The sequence below is a fragment of the Microbacterium sp. CGR2 genome (genome assembly GCF_003626735.1).
GTDB lineage: Bacteria > Actinomycetota > Actinomycetes > Actinomycetales > Microbacteriaceae > Microbacterium.
Window position 1 is genome coordinate 261,065 of sequence record NZ_RBHX01000001.1, and the last position, 17,936, is coordinate 279,000.

Below are 17,936 nucleotides of genomic sequence, written 5' to 3' on the forward strand. Positions count from 1 at the left end.
GCGTCAGCGGCGGCGGCCCTTCTTGTCGTCCTTCTCATGGCCGCGGAAGGTGCGGGTGGGCGCAAACTCGCCCAGTTTGTGACCGACCATGGTCTCGGACACGAACACAGGAATGTGCTTGCGTCCGTCGTGGACCGCGATCGTGTGACCCAGCATTGCCGGGATGATCATGGACCGACGGGACCAGGTCTTGATGACGTTCTTCGTGCCGGCTTCGTTCTGCACGACCACCTTGCGAAGCAGGTGCTCGTCGACGAAGGGGCCCTTCTTAAGACTGCGAGGCATCTTCTCTTACTCCTACTTACGCTTCTTGCCGGCGTTACGACGACGCACGATGTACTTGTCGCTTTCCTTGTTGGCGTGACGGGTACGACCCTCAGCCTGGCCCCAAGGAGTGACGGGGTGACGACCACCGGACGTCTTACCCTCACCACCACCGTGCGGGTGATCGACCGGGTTCATCGCGACACCACGGACAGTCGGGCGGACGCCCTTCCAGCGCATACGGCCGGCCTTGCCCCAGTTGATGTTCGACTGCTCGGCGTTGCCCACCTCGCCGATGGTCGCGCGGCAGCGCGCATCGACGTTGCGGATCTCGCCCGAGGGCAGACGCAGCTGGGCGTAAGGGCCGTCCTTGGCGACGAGACGGACGGATGCTCCGGCCGAACGCGCCATCTTCGCGCCGCCGCCGGGGCGGAGCTCGATCGCGTGGATGACGGTACCCGTCGGGATGTTCTTCAGCGGCAGGTTGTTGCCCGGCTTGATGTCCGCGCCGGCACCCGACTCGATGACGTCACCCTGCTTCAGCTTCGCCGGCGCGAGGATGTAGCGCTTCTCGCCGTCGAAGTAGTGCAGCAGCGCGATGCGTGCCGTGCGGTTGGGGTCGTACTCGATGTGAGCGACCCGTGCGTTGACGCCGTCCTTGTCGTTGCGACGGAAGTCGATGACACGGTACTGACGCTTGTGTCCGCCACCGATGTGACGGGTCGTGATGCGGCCCTGGTTGTTACGACCACCGGTCTTCGAGATCGGGCGCAGCAGCGACTTCTCCGGCGTCGATCGAGTGATCTCGGCGAAGTCAGCCACCGACGAGCCGCGACGGCCCGGGGTCGTGGGCTTGTACTTGCGAATAGCCATTATTGTCCTTATCCCCCGGATCAGCCGATTGCCGTGAAGATGTCGATGGTGCCCGACTTCAGGGTGACGATGGCGCGCTTGGTGTCCTTGCGCTTGCCGGTGCCGAAGCGGGTGCGGCGAGCCTTGCCGACGCGGTTGAGGGTGTTGACCCCAGCGACCTTGACGCCGAAGATCTTCTCGATGGCGAGCTTGATCTCGGACTTCGAAGCGCGCGGGTCCACGAGGAACGTGTACTTGCCCTCGTCGATCAGACCGTAGCTCTTCTCAGAGACGACCGGCTTCAGGATGATGTCGCGCGGGTCCTTGTTCAGAGCCGTCTGGAGAACAGATGCCTGCTCGCTCATGCGGAGACCTCCTGGTTGTCAGCCTTGCTCACGATGCCTGCATTGACCTTCATCGAAATGAAGCCCTCGAGAGCGGCCTGGGTGAAGACGATGTCGTCGGAGACGAGCACGTCGTAGGCGTTGAGCTGGTCGAACGTCAGGATGTGGACGTTGCTGAGGTTGCGCATGCTCTTCAGCGCCAGCTCGTCATCGCGCACGATGACCACGAGGACGTTCTTCGACGTGGCGACCTGCGAGAGGAAGCTGACGGCGGCCTTGGTCGAAGGCGCACCGTCGGTGCCGAAGGAGTCGATCGCGTGCAGGCGGTCACCACGGAAGCGGTCGCTGAGCGCGCCCAGCAGGGCGGCGGCGATCATCTTCTTGGGTGTGCGCTGCGAGTAGTCACGCGGCTTCGGGCCGTGGACGATGCCACCGCCGGTCATGTGCGGCGCGCGGATCGAGCCCTGACGGGCGTTACCCGTGCCCTTCTGCTTGAAGGGCTTGCGGCCGGCACCGGAGACCTCACCACGACGCTTGGTCGAGTGAGTACCCTGGCGAGCGGCAGCGAGCTGCGCGACCACGACCTGGTGGATGAGCGGAATGTTCGTCTTGACGTCGAACAGAGCGGCGGGAAGCTCGATGGAGCCTGCCTTGGTGCCGTCTGCCTTGAGGACGTCGAGCGCGAGAGTGGAGTCAGCCATGATCAGGCACCCTTCACTGCGTTGCGGACGTAGACGATGCGGCCACGAGCACCGGGGACGGCGCCCTTGACGAGCAGCAGACCCTTCTCGATGTCGACGGCGTGCACCGTGAGGTTGAGGACGGTCACGCGCTCGCCACCCATACGGCCGGCCATGCGCATGCCCTTGAAGACGCGGCTCGGGGTCGACGATGCGCCGATCGAGCCGGGCTTGCGGTGGTTGCGGTGCGAACCGTGGGATGCCGAGACGCCCTTGAAGTTGTGGCGCTTCATGACACCCGCGGTGCCCTTGCCCTTGCTCGTGCCGACGACGTCGACGAGCTGGCCGGCTTCGAAGGTGCCATCCACCGTGAGTTCCTGACCGAGCGTGTACTCGGCAGCATCCGCGGTGCGGATCTCGGTGACGTGGCGGCGCGGCGTGACGCCGGCTGCTTCGAAGTGAGCCGTGAGGGGCTGGTTCACCTTGCGCGGGTCGATCTGGCCGTACGCGATCTGCACGGCGTTGTAGCCGTCCTTCTCGGGGGTGCGGACCTGGGTGACCACGTTCGGTGCCAGTTCGATGACGGTGACGGGAACGAGCTTGCCGCTCTCGTTCCAGACCTGGGTCATGCCGAGCTTCGTGCCCAGCATTCCCTTGGAAACCTTGGAGTTGATGTCAGCCATGTCGAACCTCAGAGCTTGATCTCGATGTTGACGTCGGCCGGGAGGTCGAGACGCATCAGCGAGTCGACAGCCTTCGGCGTCGGGTCGACGATGTCGATCAGACGCTTGTGGGTGCGCATCTCGAAGTGCTCGCGGCTGTCCTTGTACTTGTGCGGCGACCGGATGACGCACACGACGTTCTTCTCGGTCGGAAGGGGCACGGGTCCGACGACGGTCGCACCCGCACGGGTCACGGTGTCGACGATCTTGCGTGCGGACGTGTCGATGACCTCATGGTCATACGACTTCAGGCGAATGCGGATCTTCTGTCCCGCCATTGTCTGCTCTCTCTCTTTAAGCGTCTTACCGTCCTGGGCCGGGTGACCCTGGGGCATTGGACGCACGTCGGCGCTGTTCGCGCCTCGGCACGAGAACGGCTCTTGCGAGTCGATCTGCTGCACCACTGTTCTTGTGTCAGCCGCGCACCTCGCGGCGCGCGGATTCCGACCTTCGCCGCGCACGGCGAACCTCCTCGGAAGAAGGTGTCCGGGGATTTGCTCTGCTACCCGCGGCCTAGAACCCTGCACCGTCCCGAAGGAGGCGCCGTCTATGCACTGCCCTGGCAGTGATCCATCACGCGCACAGCGCAGACGGAATATCGAACCTGTCTATTCTGCCACGGCTGATTTCACTTCTGCAAACCCGGGCGTGTCGCGCCACGGCCGAAGCCTCTGAAAGCGCGTCCTGACAGGTCAGATCGCCCGGGAGAACGGGGTGAGGCATCCCCATGCCTCACCCCGCCCGGGGAAGGCGTCCAGTGCGAGGGGGCACACTGAACGCGAGGATGCCGACGTGAAGGGACGCCGCCATCCTCGACCGTGGGCGCGGCGGAAGACCCGCCGCGCAGGCAGGGTGACGCTCAGGCGCACAGAGTGCGCGCGTCGCACGATGATCCCCAAGATCGCTTATCCCCAGTTTGTACGCGGAAGCCGCGTGTTTCGGGCGCCGAACCCCTTCGGCATACCCCGACCGCAAGATCCCCAGGCGGTCTCGATCATCCTACGTGGTCCGGTTCGTCTCGCGCGACTCCGGCACGAAGATTCCGCCACTCACACGAAAGCGGCGGTCCGCCGACTGGGGACCGCCGCTTTCGTTCGCGTCGGGTTACTGGTTGCCGACCGACTTGTCCGCGGCGTCGCGGATCTCATCGATCTTCTCCGCCGCGCCCGGGGCGAGCTTCTTGGCGAAGTCGGCGACGCCATCGAGGACCTTGTCGCTGATGTCCTCCGCCTGCTCGCTCTTGACGGCCTCGGCGATCTTGTCCTTGTTCTGCTCGTAGACGTCCTTGCCCTTGTTGACAGCGTCGTCGATACCCATGCTGATCCCCTCTGAGGTGTGGTGCCGACGGAAGAGCGTCGGCCACAATCATTGTGCACGGGCGGTCTGGGAAAACGGAACCCGGCAACGACAAAGGGGCCGGACCCGAAGGTCCGACCCCTTTGCGAGGAAGCAGATGCTTACTTGATGATCTTCGTGACCGTACCGGCGCCGACGGTGCGTCCACCCTCACGGATGGCGAAGCCGAGGCCCTCTTCCATGGCGATCGGCTGGATCAGCTCGACCGTCACGTCGGTGGTGTCGCCGGGCATGACCATCTCGGTGCCCTCAGGCAGCGTGATGACGCCGGTGACGTCCGTGGTGCGGAAGTAGAACTGCGGGCGGTAGTTCGTGTAGAAGGGGTTGTGACGGCCACCCTCGTCCTTGGACAGGATGTACGCGGTACCCGCGAAGTCGGTGTGCGGCGTGACCGAACCCGGCTTCACGATGACCTGGCCGCGCTCGACATCTTCACGCTTCGTGCCACGGAGCAGGAGACCACAGTTCTCGCCGGCCCATGCCTCGTCGAGCTGCTTGTGGAACATCTCGATACCCGTGACCGTGGTCTTGACGGTCGGACGGAGTCCGACGATCTCGACCTCGGAGTTGATCGCGAGGGTGCCACGCTCGGCGCGGCCGGTGACGACGGTTCCACGACCGGTGATCGTGAAGACGTCCTCGACAGGCATGAGGAACGGCTTGTCCTTGTCACGCACGGGGTCGGGAACGTTGTTGTCGACGGCCTCCATGAGGTCGAGGATCGACTGGACCCACTTCTCGTCGCCCTCGAGGGCCTTGAGAGCGGAGACGCGGACGACAGGAGCGTCCTCGGCGAAGCCCTGCGAGGCGAGGAGCTCGGAGACCTCGAGCTCGACGAGCTCCAGGATCTCCTCGTCGTCGACCATGTCGGCCTTGTTCAGCGCGACGAGCAGGTACGGCACGCCGACCTGCTTGGCGAGCAGAACGTGCTCACGCGTCTGAGCCATCGGGCCGTCAGTGGCGGCGACCACGAGGATCGCGCCGTCCATCTGAGCTGCACCGGTGATCATGTTCTTGACGTAGTCGGCGTGGCCGGGAGCGTCAACGTGCGCGTAGTGGCGCTTGGGGGTCTCGTACTCGATGTGCGAGATGTTGATGGTGATACCACGCTGGCGCTCTTCCGGCGCCGAGTCGATGGAAGCGAAGTCGCGCTGCACGTTGGTGTCAGACGGGAACTTGTCAGCAAGCACCTTCGAGATCGCTGCGGAGAGCGTGGTCTTGCCGTGGTCAACGTGACCGATGGTTCCGATGTTGACGTGCGGCTTGGTCCGCTCGAACTTGGCCTTAGCCACTGGGTCCTCCTCAGGACGTCGTGTAGAGGTGACCGGGCACTGGTTTGCGACCGGTTCTCTACGGGTGTGAATCTCAGTTTAGTAGAGAGGGAATGTGAAGTTGTAGGGGACCTGGGAGCCGGACCGGAGCCCGACTCCCAGGAAGTGATTACTCGCCGCCCTGGTGCTTCTGGACGATCTCGTCCGCCACGGCCCGGGGAACCTCAGCGTAGCTGTTGAACTCCATCGAGTAGACGGCGCGACCCGAGGTCTTCGAGCGCAGGTCGCCGATGTAGCCGAACATCTCGGACAGCGGCACGTGTGCACGGACGACCTTGACGCCTGCGGCGTCTTCCATCGACTGGATCTGACCACGACGGGAGTTCAGGTCGCCGATGACGTCGCCCATGTACTCCTCAGGCGTACGGACCTCGACGGCCATCAGCGGCTCGAGCAGCGCCGGGCTGGCACGACGGAGAGCCTCCTTGAAGCCCATGGAACCGGCGATCTTGAACGCCATCTCCGAGGAGTCGACGTCGTGCGCCGCACCATCGACGATGGTCGCCTTGACGCCGACGATCGGGTAGCCCGCGAGGACACCGACGTTCATCGCGTCCTGGAAACCGGCGTCGATCGAGCCGATGTACTCACGGGGGATGCGACCACCCGTGACAGCGTTCACGAACTCGTACGTCTTTTCGTCGTCGAGGTCGAGCGGCTCGATGTTGAACTGGATCTTGGCGAACTGACCCGATCCACCCGTCTGCTTCTTGTGGGTGTAGTCGTGCTTCTCGACGGCCTTGCGAATGGTCTCGCGGTAGGCCACCTGGGGCTTGCCGACGTTCGCCTCGACGTTGAACTCGCGCTTCATGCGATCGACGAGGATGTCGAGGTGCAGCTCGCCCATGCCCTTGATGGTCGTCTGACCGGTCTCGGGGTTGAGTTCCGTGCGGAAGGTCGGGTCCTCTTCAGCGAGCTTCTGGATGGCGACACCCAGCTTCTCCTGGTCGGCCTTGGTCTTCGGCTCGATGGCGACCTCGATGACGGGCTCCGGGAAGGTCATCGACTCGAGAACGACGGGCGACGCCGGGTCGGTCAGGGTGTCACCGGTGGTGGTGTCCTTCAGGCCGATGACAGCGTAGATGTTTCCGGCGGTCACCGAGGGAACCGGGATCTCCTTGTTGGCGTGCATCTGGAAGATCTTCCCGATGCGCTCCTTCTTGCCCTTGGTCGAGTTGATGACCGCGGAGCCGGAGTCGAGCTGACCGGAGTACACACGCACGTAGGTCAGACGACCGAAGAACGGGTGCACCGCGACCTTGAACGCGAGGGCCGCGAACGGGTCCTTCGCGTCGGGGTGACGCTCGATGATCGTGTCGTAGTCCTTGGGGTCGTGCGCTTCGATCGAACCGACGTCGAGCGGGTTCGGCAGGTAGTCGACGACCGCGTCGAGCATCGGCTGGACGCCGCGGTTCTTGAACGCGGATCCGCAGAGCACCGGGTAGATCTCGGAGGCGACCGTCAGCTTGCGGATCGCGCCCTTGATCTCGGCGACGGTGAGCTCTTCGCCACCGAAGAACTTCTCGAGCAGCGCGTCGTCGGTCTCGGCGACGGTCTCGAGGAGCTGCTGACGGTACTCGTCTGCCTTGTCCTTGAGGTCGGCCGGGATCTCCTGGATCTCGTAGGAGGCTCCCATGGTGACGTCACCCTTGGAGTCACCCGCCCAGACCAGTGCGCGCATCTCGACGAGGTCGATGACGCCGATGAAGTCGTTCTCCGAGCCGATGGGCAGCTGGATGACCAGCGGCTTCGCACCGAGGCGGTTGATGATCGTGTCGACGGTGAAGTAGAAGTCCGCGCCGAGCTTGTCCATCTTGTTGACGAAGCAGATACGGGGAACGTTGTACTTGTCGGCCTGACGCCACACGGTCTCGGACTGGGGCTCGACGCCCTCCTTGCCGTCGAACACGGCGACAGCGCCGTCGAGGACACGGAGCGAACGCTCCACCTCGACGGTGAAGTCCACGTGACCGGGGGTGTCGATGATGTTGATCTGGTTCTTGTTCCAGTAGCAGGTCACGGCGGCAGACGTGATCGTGATGCCGCGCTCCTTCTCCTGTTCCATCCAGTCGGTGGTCGAGGCGCCATCGTGCGTCTCGCCGAGCTTGTGGTTGACGCCCGTGTAGAACAGGATGCGCTCGGTCGTCGTGGTCTTGCCGGCATCGATGTGGGCCATGATGCCGATGTTGCGGACCTTGCTCAGGTCGGTGAGCACGTCTTGTGCCACAGGAGTGTCCTTATCTTTTCGTGCAGTGGTGCTGCGCGGAGGGGGGTGACAGGCTCAGGAACCGGATGGCTCCTGAGCCCGTCGAAGGTTTTACCAGCGGTAGTGAGCGAACGCGCGGTTCGACTCGGCCATCTTGTGAGTGTCTTCACGGCGCTTGACCGCGGCACCCAGGCCGTTCGACGCGTCCAGGATCTCGTTCTGGAGACGCTCGGTCATCGTCTTCTCACGACGACCCTTGGCGTAGCTCACGAGCCAGCGCAGCGCGAGGGTGTTCGCGCGGTGCGGCTTGACTTCGATCGGAACCTGGTAGGTCGAGCCACCGACGCGGCGGCTGCGGACCTCGAGGGTGGGGCGCACGTTGTCGAGCGCCTTCTTGAGGGTGGCGACAGCATCCTGGCCGCCGTTCTTCGCCTCGACGCCGCGGAGGGCGCCGTAGACGATCGACTCGGCCAGCGACTTCTTGCCGTCGACGAGGATCTTGTTCACCAGCGAGGTGACGATCGGAGCGCCGTATACCGGGTCGTTGACGACGGGGCGCTTAGGGGCGGGACCCTTACGAGGCATCTAACTCAACCCTTCTTCGCACCGTAGCGGCTACGAGCCTGCTTACGGTTCTTGACTGCCTGGGTGTCCAGGGCGCCACGGACGATCTTGTAACGCACACCGGGGAGGTCCTTGACACGACCGCCACGGACGAGCACCAGGGAGTGCTCCTGCAGGTTGTGGCCCTCACCGGGGATGTACGCCGTGACCTCGGCCCCGTTGCGGAGCTTCACACGAGCGACCTTGCGCATCGCCGAGTTCGGCTTCTTGGGGGTGGTGGTGTAGACGCGGGTGCAGACCCCGGCCTGCTGCGGGTTCGACTTCAGGGCAGGCGTCTTGGTCTTGGTGACCTTCGGCGAGCGACCCTTGCGAACCAACTGCTGAATGGTTGGCACGTTCTCTCCTCATAGTGCTGCACGGTGACAGCGTGATGGGTTTCACATCATGCCCCACCGGCAGGCCGGAATCGACGTGCCTTTGGTGTGGTGGGTATGCCGTGGGGGCGGACCGGCAAGGTGCCGACGCCCAGCGCGCACGTCGAGACGTGCACACACCTGACCAAGTGTAATGGTGCGTAACCTGGGGGTCAAATGATCGGCGGCCTCGCGCGACCGCGCGAGCGGCGAAGCGCGCTAGAGCGCGTCGGGGTCGAAGGGCGAATCCAGCGACTGGGTCAGTTCGGCCAGCAGCGCTTCGATCTGCGGCTCCACATGCTGTGAGATCGCCGCCTGGATGTGCAACCGGTGGCGCAGCAGGATGGCGCAGATCTCGCGGCCGACCATGTTGGCGTACTCGTCCGCGAGCGCTACCTCCTGGCGGAGGGCGGCCTTCGCCTCCTCGGTCAGCGGCGGGAGGGGCGGCAGTTGCGCCGCGGCGTCGTCGGCGAGCTCGGCGATCGTGAACAGGAAGGGCGCTCCGGGCACAGGCTCCGGGTCGAGCGGCAGCCCGTCGAACTCCGGATCCAAGTTCTCCGCCGGCCGGTAGCTGCGCGCCCGATTGCGTGCCGCCTGGTGATCCAACTCACGCTGAAGCACCGGAAGGTTTCGGGCCGTGTAGTCCGCGACGGCGTGGTCGACGATGGTCTTGATCCGCGTCGAGAGTCCGTGCTGCACGCCGTGCGGGGTGTTCGCCCCGATGCCGGCGGCGGAGAGGATCGGCGAGCCCAGGCATCGGCGGCACGGCGCGACACGTCCCCGGTGGGTGGCCGGCTCCCAGCGCGGCACCCAACGCAACCAGGACTCCACGGCCTGGTCCACCTGCGTCTCCAGCGAGCGCTCCACAGGTTCAGCGTACGGCGCGTCGGCTTCCGCCGCGGCGATTTCCTTCGGGACGGCGGGGCGTCATTCCTCCTCGTCGCGTTCCCACGGCCATCGCGGCTGCGCGGCCTTGGTGCGCCGCAGAGCGATCCCGCCCCATGCGGCGATCGCCGCCGCGAGCAGGAGAGCGACGCTGGCACCGCCGCGCACGAAGTCCCCCGCGACGGCCGTGGCGATGACGGCGTTCCCCGACCCGATCATCACGGCCAGCCAGATGCCCACGAGATGCACCAGTCCTGTGACGAGTGCGATGGCGAACGCGGACGTGAAGGACGGATGCGGCGTGCGCAGGGTCGACCACGACATCGCGGCGAACGCCACGATGCCCGACAGCATCCCGATGACCCCCGGCGCAGGCCCGAGTCCTGGCATCGCGATCAGATCGGCATCCGTCAGGAGACTGACCGCGCCGAGCCCGAACACCGCGAGCGCGAAGAAGCCGATGGTCGCCAAGATCAGCGCCAGGACAGCCGAAACCCCCGCGGACTCGGGCCCGCGGGGGTTCGGCGTGGTGGAGTTCGTGATTACCGCGCCAAGGTCGGGCCGGCTTCGAGGGTGCGCTCATACTCACGCTGCGCCTCGTCGTTCAGTTCGGTCTTGCGGGCACCGCTGCGCGCCACCCAGGCGCCGAACCAGATCGTCAGCTCGCGTGCGAACACGAAGGCCGCGATCGCCAGTGGTGCGAGCAGCTGCTCGCCGACCAGGTCGAGCCCCTCGGTGGGAGTCAGCTCCCAGAACGGCGCCTCGAACAGCTGACCGAGGATGTGGCCGGCGTAGGCGATGATGCCGACGATGATGCCGAAGACGACCCAGAGGCCCCAGCGGCCCCTGTTGATGATCGCGCCGAGCAGCCAGAAGCCGAGGAAGAACACCACGACGGGCGTCCAGTAGCCCCAGGTCATGAGCGGGGCGACGAGCGCCTCGCCGATGTTCTCTCCCGTGACGTCGCCGGCCAGTGCGCCGAGGCCCAGGGTGGCTGCGAGGTAGAGGATGGCGAAGGCCAGGGTGGCGAGGAGTCCGATCGCACCGGCGGTGCCGCGGTTGCCGCGGTCGCGCGGCGGCTCCGGGGCCTGCACGAAAATGGGCTGGGGCGTCTGCGAGGCCGGCGCCCAGGTGGGCTCCGACGGGACGACCCGTGTCTCGGTGTCATCGGCAGACGATGCGTAGGCGGCATCCGCAATGCCCGAGTCCTCGTGATGCCGCGCGGTGGGCGGGACGTAGGCGCCATTCGCATAATCGCGGTCCGTGCTGTCGCGATCGCTGTGGTCGCGGACCGTGTCGACGCGGGCAGTGCTGTCGCGATCGGTGTTGTCGCGGTCGGTGTTGTCGCGGTCCGAGTCGTCTCGGGAGACGGCGCCGCCGGCGACCGGTGCGACGAAGATCGGGCTCGCGTCGGACTCGCCGGAGGCACGGGTCTCGCTGGACGGAGCCGAGGAGTCCACAGGGGACGGCGATGAGAACAGGCCGGGGTGTTCCCGCTCGGCCGCTTCGAACGCGGCGAGATCGGGGTCGACCGGCTTGTTCGCCGGAGCTTCGGTCGTGCCGCCGGGGACGTCTGCACCCGCTGCGGCGGCGGCATCGAGACCGGCGTTGGCGTTGCCGACGACCTCGTCGACGTCTGTCGGCTTTTCGGGCTTGGTACCCTCGGGGTCACTCATGGGGTGCGCCTCTCGTCGATATGTGCACTGCGAGGCTACCGCCGCGCGCACGACCGCTCCCGGAGGCGTGCCGACGTGTCGTCATTCGGCCCGGATTCCCGGCCCTCCGGGCATCCGGATTCAGGGAAGGGCGCTGCGCAGCGCGTCGCCGGCGAACTCCGCGAGGAAGGGCACCAGGGGAAGCGACAGCCACAGGAGAGCTCCCACGATGCCGGCGCAGAGCACTCCGACGAACCAACTCAGTGCGAGGTTCCGCTCCGCCACGCGTGCCATGCCCCTCACCGTACGACCGCGGCGGACGACTTCCCGTCCGCAACGCCGATCAGCCCTTCGTCGCTCCGGCTGTGAGGCCTCCGACGATGTATTTCTGCAGGAACAGGAAGAGGATCATGACCGGGATGGCGGCCATGACCGCGCCGGCCGAGAACGCCGACCAGTCGGCGTAGCGGGGGTTCGCGACGAGCTTGGTGAGACCCACGACCAGCGTCTGCTGCTCGACATCGACGAGGATGACGCTCGCGATCACGTACTCGTTGACCGTTCCGATGAACGACAACAGGCCGACGACGGCGAGGATCGGCGCGACGAGGCGCAGGATGATCGTGAAGAAGATCCGTGCGTGGCCGGCGCCATCGATGCGCGCCGCCTCGTCGATCTCCTTCGGGATGGTGTTGAAGAACCCGTACATGAGGTACGTGTTCACTCCGAGCGCGCCGCCGAGGTACACGAGGATGAGCCCCGTGTGCGTGTTCAGTCCGATGTCCGGGAACCAATCCCCCAGCGTCGACATGAGCAGGAAGATCGCGACGACGGCGAGCAGCTGCGGGAACATCTGCACGACCACGATCGTGACGAGGCCCACTCGACGTCCGGCGAAGCGCATCCGAGAGAACGCGTACGCGGCGCAGGCGCCGATGAACACCGTCACCGCACCGGTGATGACCGCCACGACCAGGGTGTTCAGGAACCAGAGCCCGTACGGATTCTGCGGGTCGCTGAGGATGCGCACGTAGCTGTCGATGCCGACGGCCGAGAAGAGTCGATTCGAGCCGGTCAGGGTTCCCTGCGGATTGAGCGAGGCGGAGACCACGTACAGCAGCGGGAAGAGGGCGAAGGCGCTCACGATGATCGCCACCACGTGGCGCCATCCGGTGTCGGCGAACCATGCGCCGGCACTGCGGCGGCGCGGGGCACGGCTCTTCGCTGCGGGGGCGAGGGTGTCGGTGCTCATCAGTTCAGCTCCTCGAGGGCCTTGGTCTTGCGGAAGCTCACGATGGAGATCGTCGCGACCACGATGAAGATCAGGATCGTGAAAGCGGACGCCAGCCCGTAGTCGCGGGACTGACCGGTGAACGCGACCTTGTAGACCATCGAGATCAGAATGTCGGTGTGTCCGACCGGTATGGACACGTCGCTGAAGCGCGGCCCGCCCTTGGTGAGCATGTAGATCAGGTTGAAGTTGTTGAAGTTGAACGCGAACGACGAGATCAGCAGCGGCGCGACGGTCACCAGCAGCAAGGGCAGCTTGATGCGGCGGAAGACCTGCCAGGGGTTCGCGCCGTCCATGACGGCCGCTTCGTTCACGTCATCGGGAATTCCCTGCAGTGCCCCCATGCAGACGAGGAACATGTACGGGAAGCCGAGCCACAGGTTCACCAGCAGCACCGAGACCTTGGCGAGCGTGGGGTCGGTGAGCCAGGGAATGGATGCCCCGCCGAAGATCACCTGGTTGATGAATCCGAAGCTCTCGTTCATCATGCCGGCCCACACGAGTGCCGACAGGAACGCCGGGAAGGCATACGGGAGGATCAGGATGATCCGGTAGCCGTTGCGGAACCGCATCCGGGTGTTGTTGAACACCAGTGCCAGCAGCAGCCCGAGGAAGAAGGTCGAGGCGACCGAGATGAGGGCGAACGCGAACGTCCACACGGTCACCGAGATCAGCGGGCCGCGGATGGTGGGGTCGCTGACGGCGCGCACGAAGTTGTCGAAGCCGACCGTCGTCTGCCAGCCGGGCAGCAGCTCTTCGCCGCCGTCTGAGGTGAAGGCGCCCGTGCCGATGTCGGAGTAGACGGTTCCGGTGCGGGTGTCGGTGATCGCATCGGCATCCGCATCGACCTCGAGCGTGGAGACGTACAGATATCCGCTCTGCCCGTCGGGTGCGCGGAGGCTGCCGTCGTTGGGATCATCGCTGAACGGGACCGACAGCGTCTCGAGCTCTTCGGAGAGCGTGAACACGGTGGCGAGCGGGAGGGTGGTCCACCCGTCGACCGAGACCGCCTTTCCACCCTCGAAGTCCGCGTCGACCTCCTGCAGAGGCTGGTCGGCCGTGCCGAGGAGCGCGTCACCGCTGTCGGGGTCGGTGACGAGAAGGCCGTATTCACCGAACTGCTCGACGACTGTCACGGGGTAGGTGGGCGAGTCCTCCACGCGCTCCTGAGCCGAGGCGAGGAGTGAGGAGATCGCCTGGTCCTTGGTGCCGTTGTGACCGGTGCCGTAGTTCGTGAACCCGATGTATCCGGTATAGAGCAGCGTGAACACCTGGAACACCACGAGGAAGATGATGCCGGGGGTGAGGTACTTCGCCGCGATGCGCTTGCGAGAGAAGTACAGATAGTTGACGAGGACGGTGACCACGACGACGAGGCCGAGGATCAGCCATTCCTTGTGCATGAACAGCACGAAGGCCGCATACACGGCGATCGCGTCCACGATCGCGAGCAGGAGGATCTTCAACAGCATCCACCCGATCGGGCCGGAAGCTGCCTCTGCGATCTTCGCCGCCTGTCGCTGCCGCGGCGTCGGAGGAGTTGTGGGCTCAGCGGTGTCTGTCATGTCGTCCCCGTCATGGTCCTGCCGGGATGGGCGCGCGCCCATCCCGGCAGGGTTCGTGCTTGATCGTTACTTGATCGCGGCGGTCACGTCGTCGACGAGCTTCTGCCACGTCGACTTCGGGTCTTCGCCGTTGATGATCGCTGCCTCTGCGACGCCCCAGAACTCCCAGACGGAGCCCATCGCGGGGATGGCCGGCATCGGAACCGCGTCGGTACCGACGGCCTGGAAGCCGGCGATGATCGGGTCGGATGCTGCGGTGTCGGCAGCTGCGGTCAGCGCGGGCAGGATGTTGCCGGCCTCGAACAGGTCGAGCTGCACGTCTTCGGTGCCGATGTAGTTGACGAGGAAGTCGTTCGCGGCGACCTTGTTCTTCGACTCGGCGCTGACGAAGAAGCCCTTCACGCCGGCGAACGGCGAGGCGGTCTCGGCGGTCGGGCTGGGGATCGGGTCGATCTCGACGTTGATGCCGGCCTCCGTCGCTGCGCCGACATTCCAGGGGCCGGTCAGCCAGAAGGCCGCCGTGCCGTCGAGGAACTGCTGCTTGGCGATCTCGCCGTCGATGTCGGTGTTGAGCGTTCCTGCCGTGCCCTGGGCACCGAGCCAATCGGCGAAGGCGAAGCCGCCCTCGCTGCCCAGCTGCAGGTCCGCGGAGTCGTAGCTGCCCGAATCGTCGGTGCCGAAGACCGGAGCACCGAAGGCGGTCTGGAAGGGGTAGAGGTGGTACGGGTTGCCCTCTGCGCCCTGCTCGACGACGAAGGTGCCCTTGGCGATCATGTCGTCGAAGCCGGAAGCGGGTTCGGGGACGAGGTCGGCGTTGCGGAGCACGGCGATGTTCTCGACGGCGTACGGCAGCATGTAGACCGTGCCGTCGTAGGTAGCGGCCTGGAGAGCAACCGGCAGGTAGTCCTCGGAGCTGTCACCGAGCTCGAGGGGCGCGACGACACCGTTGGTGGAAAGCTCGCCGAGCCAGTCGTGGGCACCCATGACGACGTCCGGGCCCTTGCCCGTCGGCACCTGCTGGATGAAGTCGTCTTTCATGTCGTCGACGGACTTGCCGACGAGATCGACCGCGACGCCGGTCTTGTCCTTGTACGCATCCGCCGCGCTCTGCAGGGCGTCGACGCGCTCGGCGTCCACCCAGACGGTCAGCTTCCCGCCGCTCTCGGCGCCGGACGAGTCGTCACCGCTGGTCCCGGTGGAGCAGCCGGCAAGCGACAGAGTCGAAATGATGGCGATGGCGCCTGCGGCGACGATGCCCCTCTTGTTCACCTTCATTGGTGTGTGCCTCTCTCGATGCTGTTGTCCTGCAAGTACTGCAAGCGCTTACAGTATGCCTCGATTTCGGCTGCTCCCCCAGTGAATGAGAGCGTCGATATCAACCTGTGACCAGGAAGCTGCGGCAGGCAGGTCATGAAAACGCTTCCACGAGTCCGCGAGAACGGCAGGCTCGCTACACTTCCTGTATGGCTGACAGTTCCTTTGACATCGTCTCGAAAGTGGATCACCAGGAGGCGGAGAACGCCCTCAACCAGGCCCGCAAGGAGATCGAGCAGCGCTACGACTTCAAGGGCACCGGGGCATCGATCGCCTGGAGCGGCGAGTCGATCCTGATCATCGCGAACTCCGAAGAGCGGGCCAAGGCCGTGCTCGACGTGTTCCAGACCAAGCTCATCAAGCGCGGCATCTCACTCAAGAGCCTCGAGTCGGGCGAACCCTTCGCCAGCGGCAAGGAGTTCCGCATCGTCTCGACGATCAAGGACGGCATCTCCTCCGAGAACGCGAAGAAGATCAGCAAGATCATCCGCGACGAGGGCCCCAAGGGCGTGAAGAGCCAGATCCAGGGCGACGAGCTGCGCGTGCAGTCCAAGAGTCGCGACGACCTTCAGGCGGTCATGGCTCTGTTGCGAGGGTCCGACCTCGAGGTCGACCTGCAGTTCATCAACTACCGATAGAGCTACGTCCTGACCAGGGGTTTTCCTGTTTCAGTCCGCAGGGAGTCCGCAGGAGGCTCGATTTCTGCCATGAACGCGGCGGTCGCAGCTCGGGTCCGGTCCTCCGCGGACGGCCATAGGTGCGAATACACGTTCAGCGTGATCGACGGCTGAGCATGACCGAGAGCGCGCTGCACGGTGACGACATCGCACCCGTTCGCGATGAGGTTTGACGCGAACGTGTGACGCAGCGCGTGCAGCGTCACGTCCTCGGGGAGCCCCGCGGACGTGCGGATGCGGCGCCATTCTTCGCCGGCGTTGTTCCGATGCCACAGGCGGCCGAGCGACGTCCTGAACAGCTGCTCCCCCGGGCTTGTGAGCACCATCGTCGCAACGTGCGCCGACAGAGATCTCGTCAGACCGTCGGGAACGAAGATCGTGCGCTCACTGCCGGCCTTCGGGCCGACGAGCGTCGCGGCCTTGTTCGTTGAGCCCTGCGCCTGGCGACGGACGTTGATAGTCCGCCCGAGGAAGTTCACATCGCCGAGCTGCAGCCCGGCCGCCTCGCCGAGACGCAGGCCCGCGAACAGGCACACCTCGACGAACGGCCGGAAGTCTCCGGCTGCAGCGAGCACCGAACGCACCTGATCGGCGTCAAGCACCTTCATCGCTGCGTCGGCGCGCCGCGCACGAGGCCCGCGAACGCCGTCCGCAGGGCTGGCTGGGATCACCTTGTCGCGCACCGCGGCGCGGAAGGCCATCTGCACATAGTTCAGTCGCGTCCGGATCGTCGACGGCGCCAGCCCCCGCTTCCGCTCAGCAGTGACCCACGACAGCACCTCTGATGGCTTCACACCGCCGATCGGCGCATCCGCCCACGGGACGCTCCGCACGGCCGTCTGCGCGGCTTCCCGCGTCCCAGGCGTCCAGGACTGCCGGTCCATCCATTCGCGCACCCAGACCGCCCAGAGGACGCGGCCGGCTCGGGGATCCACGTACTGACCCGTTACGACGGATGCCGTCACCTCATCGAGCCACCTCTGCGCATCGCGTTTCAGTGCGAAATGCCGTGCGTGCTCCCTACCGGCGTCATCCCGGTACCGAGCGCGCCAGACCCCGTCAGTCCTCTGCTTGACGCTCGCCATCAGGCCATCTCCCCTTTATCAGTTTCGTAGCCGCGGCTTCGGCTTCGAGAAGATCCGGGGTGGGCTGACGGTTCTCTGACCGGCGCGGATGCTTCGCGTTGATCTCTGCGATCACGTCCGCGAGATTCGGGTTCGTGGCAGCCACTCTCCTCATCGCGTCGACGATCGAGTTCATTCGTGTCTGGTAATCCGCGATGATGTCGACGGTCTGAGCCATTTGGTCGAGCATCATCGTGCGCATCTCAGCGCGCCCCTCCTCCTCTCGGGCGAGGAGCCGGGTAAGGCTGTCGAATGGATCGAGACCATCGTCTTCCGACGTCGAATAGGCCATGAAGAAGACGGCACCCGGAGGCATCCGGAAGACATGCGAGAGGGCGTACATCTCAGCAACCCGGAGCGGTCGCGCGCCGGACTCCAGCTTCGCGATCGTCGACTGATGGAAATCGAACCCGTAGTCTCGGACCTTCTCTGCGAGCTCTTTCTGGGACCACCCGCGCTCCTCACGCAGCATGCGGAACTTATCGCACATGACGCGTTCGAGATGGAGCATCGACGCTCGACCCGATGCAGCGCCAGCATCGCGCAGCTCGTCCATCTGCGCCTGTAGCAGGCGTATGTAGTCGTCGTTCTCTTCCGTCATGTCCCCCAGCGTATGGAAGAGTCAAGCAATTCCACAAGGGGATGATATTGAGACTTGACGGGAATACTCGGTCTATCCCATGATGGGATCAG

General features: G+C 65.2%; 21 protein-coding genes. 1 reads left to right on the forward strand and 20 read right to left on the reverse strand.

The window, feature by feature from the left end:
* Nucleotides 1–3: 3 nt before the first annotated feature.
* The 18 genes from rpsS to D7252_RS01465 all read right to left on the reverse strand — a co-directional run bounded on the left by rpsS (nt 4) and on the right by D7252_RS01465 (nt 15,403).
* Complete coding sequence (rpsS, locus tag D7252_RS01385; protein WP_017201589.1) at nt 4–285, reverse strand: 30S ribosomal protein S19; 282 nt, start codon at nt 283–285, stop codon at nt 4–6.
* 12 nt (nt 286–297) lie between these two features.
* Nucleotides 298–1,137: a 50S ribosomal protein L2 gene (gene rplB / locus D7252_RS01390; RefSeq protein WP_120773760.1), complete on the reverse strand. Its 840-nt coding sequence runs from the start codon at nt 1,135–1,137 to the stop codon at nt 298–300.
* 20 nt (nt 1,138–1,157) lie between these two features.
* A complete protein-coding gene (gene rplW / locus D7252_RS01395) occupies nt 1,158–1,481 on the reverse strand; it encodes a 50S ribosomal protein L23 (RefSeq protein ID WP_046013406.1) in 324 nt (107 codons plus the stop codon).
* Nucleotides 1,478–2,161, reverse strand: coding sequence for a 50S ribosomal protein L4 (gene rplD / locus D7252_RS01400; RefSeq protein ID WP_120773761.1), 684 nt, complete (start codon nt 2,159–2,161; stop codon nt 1,478–1,480). Before rplD ends, rplW begins: the two co-directional genes overlap by 4 nt.
* A 2-nt stretch (nt 2,162–2,163) precedes the next feature.
* On the reverse strand, nt 2,164–2,823 hold the full coding sequence (gene rplC, locus D7252_RS01405; protein WP_120773762.1) for a 50S ribosomal protein L3: 660 nt from the start codon (nt 2,821–2,823) through the stop codon (nt 2,164–2,166).
* An 8-nt stretch (nt 2,824–2,831) separates the two neighbouring features.
* The gene (gene rpsJ, locus D7252_RS01410) at nt 2,832–3,140 is read right to left on the reverse strand and encodes a 30S ribosomal protein S10 (protein ID WP_017201594.1); all 309 of its coding nucleotides are present in this window, start codon (nt 3,138–3,140) and stop codon (nt 2,832–2,834) included.
* Between the two features lie 826 nt (nt 3,141–3,966).
* A complete protein-coding gene (locus D7252_RS01415; RefSeq protein WP_120773763.1) occupies nt 3,967–4,179 on the reverse strand; it encodes a hypothetical protein in 213 nt (70 codons plus the stop codon).
* Between the two features lie 140 nt (nt 4,180–4,319).
* Nucleotides 4,320–5,510 (reverse strand): elongation factor Tu, encoded by a 1,191-nt coding sequence (gene tuf, locus D7252_RS01420; RefSeq protein WP_120773764.1) that lies wholly within the window; start codon nt 5,508–5,510, stop codon nt 4,320–4,322.
* 148 nt (nt 5,511–5,658) lie between these two features.
* Complete coding sequence (fusA, locus tag D7252_RS01425) at nt 5,659–7,776, reverse strand: elongation factor G (RefSeq protein ID WP_120773765.1); 2,118 nt, start codon at nt 7,774–7,776, stop codon at nt 5,659–5,661.
* A 90-nt stretch (nt 7,777–7,866) separates the two neighbouring features.
* A complete protein-coding gene (gene rpsG / locus D7252_RS01430) occupies nt 7,867–8,340 on the reverse strand; it encodes a 30S ribosomal protein S7 (protein ID WP_028502477.1) in 474 nt (157 codons plus the stop codon).
* A gap of 5 nt (nt 8,341–8,345) precedes the next feature.
* Nucleotides 8,346–8,714, reverse strand: coding sequence for a 30S ribosomal protein S12 (gene rpsL, locus D7252_RS01435; protein ID WP_046013400.1), 369 nt, complete (start codon nt 8,712–8,714; stop codon nt 8,346–8,348).
* A 237-nt stretch (nt 8,715–8,951) separates the two neighbouring features.
* Nucleotides 8,952–9,599: a spermidine/putrescine ABC transporter substrate-binding protein gene (locus D7252_RS01440; RefSeq protein ID WP_183055129.1), complete on the reverse strand. Its 648-nt coding sequence runs from the start codon at nt 9,597–9,599 to the stop codon at nt 8,952–8,954.
* A 60-nt stretch (nt 9,600–9,659) separates the two neighbouring features.
* Nucleotides 9,660–10,088 carry a hypothetical protein gene (locus D7252_RS01445; protein ID WP_251050561.1) on the reverse strand — a complete coding sequence of 143 codons (429 nt, stop codon included), beginning with the start codon at nt 10,086–10,088 and terminating at the stop codon, nt 9,660–9,662.
* Nucleotides 10,089–10,159: 71 nt separating this feature from the next.
* The gene (locus tag D7252_RS01450; RefSeq protein ID WP_120773767.1) at nt 10,160–11,293 is read right to left on the reverse strand and encodes an ABC transporter; all 1,134 of its coding nucleotides are present in this window, start codon (nt 11,291–11,293) and stop codon (nt 10,160–10,162) included.
* Between the two features lie 120 nt (nt 11,294–11,413).
* A complete protein-coding gene (locus D7252_RS19885; RefSeq protein WP_183055130.1) occupies nt 11,414–11,566 on the reverse strand; it encodes a hypothetical protein in 153 nt (50 codons plus the stop codon).
* A 49-nt stretch (nt 11,567–11,615) separates the two neighbouring features.
* Entirely contained in the window at nt 11,616–12,524 is a 909-nt protein-coding gene (locus tag D7252_RS01455; protein WP_120773768.1) for a sugar ABC transporter permease, read from the reverse strand.
* The gene (locus D7252_RS01460; protein ID WP_120776737.1) at nt 12,524–14,128 is read right to left on the reverse strand and encodes an ABC transporter permease subunit; all 1,605 of its coding nucleotides are present in this window, start codon (nt 14,126–14,128) and stop codon (nt 12,524–12,526) included. Before D7252_RS01460 ends, D7252_RS01455 begins: the two co-directional genes overlap by 1 nt.
* A 66-nt stretch (nt 14,129–14,194) precedes the next feature.
* On the reverse strand, nt 14,195–15,403 hold the full coding sequence (locus tag D7252_RS01465; RefSeq protein ID WP_120773769.1) for an extracellular solute-binding protein: 1,209 nt from the start codon (nt 15,401–15,403) through the stop codon (nt 14,195–14,197).
* Nucleotides 15,404–15,591: 188 nt separating this feature from the next.
* Between D7252_RS01465 and D7252_RS01470 the strand changes: the two genes are divergently transcribed.
* Complete coding sequence (locus tag D7252_RS01470) at nt 15,592–16,080, forward strand: YajQ family cyclic di-GMP-binding protein (RefSeq protein WP_120773770.1); 489 nt, start codon at nt 15,592–15,594, stop codon at nt 16,078–16,080.
* A 2-nt stretch (nt 16,081–16,082) separates the two neighbouring features.
* Here D7252_RS01470 and D7252_RS01475 read toward each other — a convergent pair whose 3' ends face one another.
* Nucleotides 16,083–17,204 (reverse strand): site-specific integrase, encoded by a 1,122-nt coding sequence (locus D7252_RS01475; RefSeq protein ID WP_120773771.1) that lies wholly within the window; start codon nt 17,202–17,204, stop codon nt 16,083–16,085.
* Nucleotides 17,179–17,844 (reverse strand): helix-turn-helix transcriptional regulator, encoded by a 666-nt coding sequence (locus D7252_RS01480; RefSeq protein WP_120773772.1) that lies wholly within the window; start codon nt 17,842–17,844, stop codon nt 17,179–17,181. Before D7252_RS01480 ends, D7252_RS01475 begins: the two co-directional genes overlap by 26 nt.
* Nucleotides 17,845–17,936 lie beyond the last annotated feature (92 nt).

Coding starts and splice junctions, on each gene's coding strand:
- rpsS (WP_017201589.1), bottom strand. CDS start 285: ATGCCTCGCAGTCTTAAGAAGGGCCCCTTCGTCGACGAGCACCTGCTT.
- rplB (WP_120773760.1), bottom strand. CDS start 1,137: ATGGCTATTCGCAAGTACAAGCCCACGACCCCGGGCCGTCGCGGCTCG.
- rplW (WP_046013406.1), bottom strand. CDS start 1,481: ATGAGCGAGCAGGCATCTGTTCTCCAGACGGCTCTGAACAAGGACCCG.
- rplD (WP_120773761.1), bottom strand. CDS start 2,161: ATGGCTGACTCCACTCTCGCGCTCGACGTCCTCAAGGCAGACGGCACC.
- rplC (WP_120773762.1), bottom strand. CDS start 2,823: ATGGCTGACATCAACTCCAAGGTTTCCAAGGGAATGCTGGGCACGAAG.
- rpsJ (WP_017201594.1), bottom strand. CDS start 3,140: ATGGCGGGACAGAAGATCCGCATTCGCCTGAAGTCGTATGACCATGAG.
- D7252_RS01415 (WP_120773763.1), bottom strand. CDS start 4,179: ATGGGTATCGACGACGCTGTCAACAAGGGCAAGGACGTCTACGAGCAG.
- rpsG (WP_028502477.1), bottom strand. CDS start 8,340: ATGCCTCGTAAGGGTCCCGCCCCTAAGCGCCCCGTCGTCAACGACCCG.
- D7252_RS01450 (WP_120773767.1), bottom strand. CDS start 11,293: ATGAGTGACCCCGAGGGTACCAAGCCCGAAAAGCCGACAGACGTCGAC.
- D7252_RS19885 (WP_183055130.1), bottom strand. CDS start 11,566: ATGGCACGCGTGGCGGAGCGGAACCTCGCACTGAGTTGGTTCGTCGGA.
- D7252_RS01455 (WP_120773768.1), bottom strand. CDS start 12,524: ATGAGCACCGACACCCTCGCCCCCGCAGCGAAGAGCCGTGCCCCGCGC.
- D7252_RS01460 (WP_120776737.1), bottom strand. CDS start 14,128: ATGACAGACACCGCTGAGCCCACAACTCCTCCGACGCCGCGGCAGCGA.
- D7252_RS01465 (WP_120773769.1), bottom strand. CDS start 15,403: ATGAAGGTGAACAAGAGGGGCATCGTCGCCGCAGGCGCCATCGCCATC.
- D7252_RS01470 (WP_120773770.1), top strand. CDS start 15,592: ATGGCTGACAGTTCCTTTGACATCGTCTCGAAAGTGGATCACCAGGAG.
- D7252_RS01475 (WP_120773771.1), bottom strand. CDS start 17,204: ATGGCGAGCGTCAAGCAGAGGACTGACGGGGTCTGGCGCGCTCGGTAC.
- D7252_RS01480 (WP_120773772.1), bottom strand. CDS start 17,844: ATGACGGAAGAGAACGACGACTACATACGCCTGCTACAGGCGCAGATG.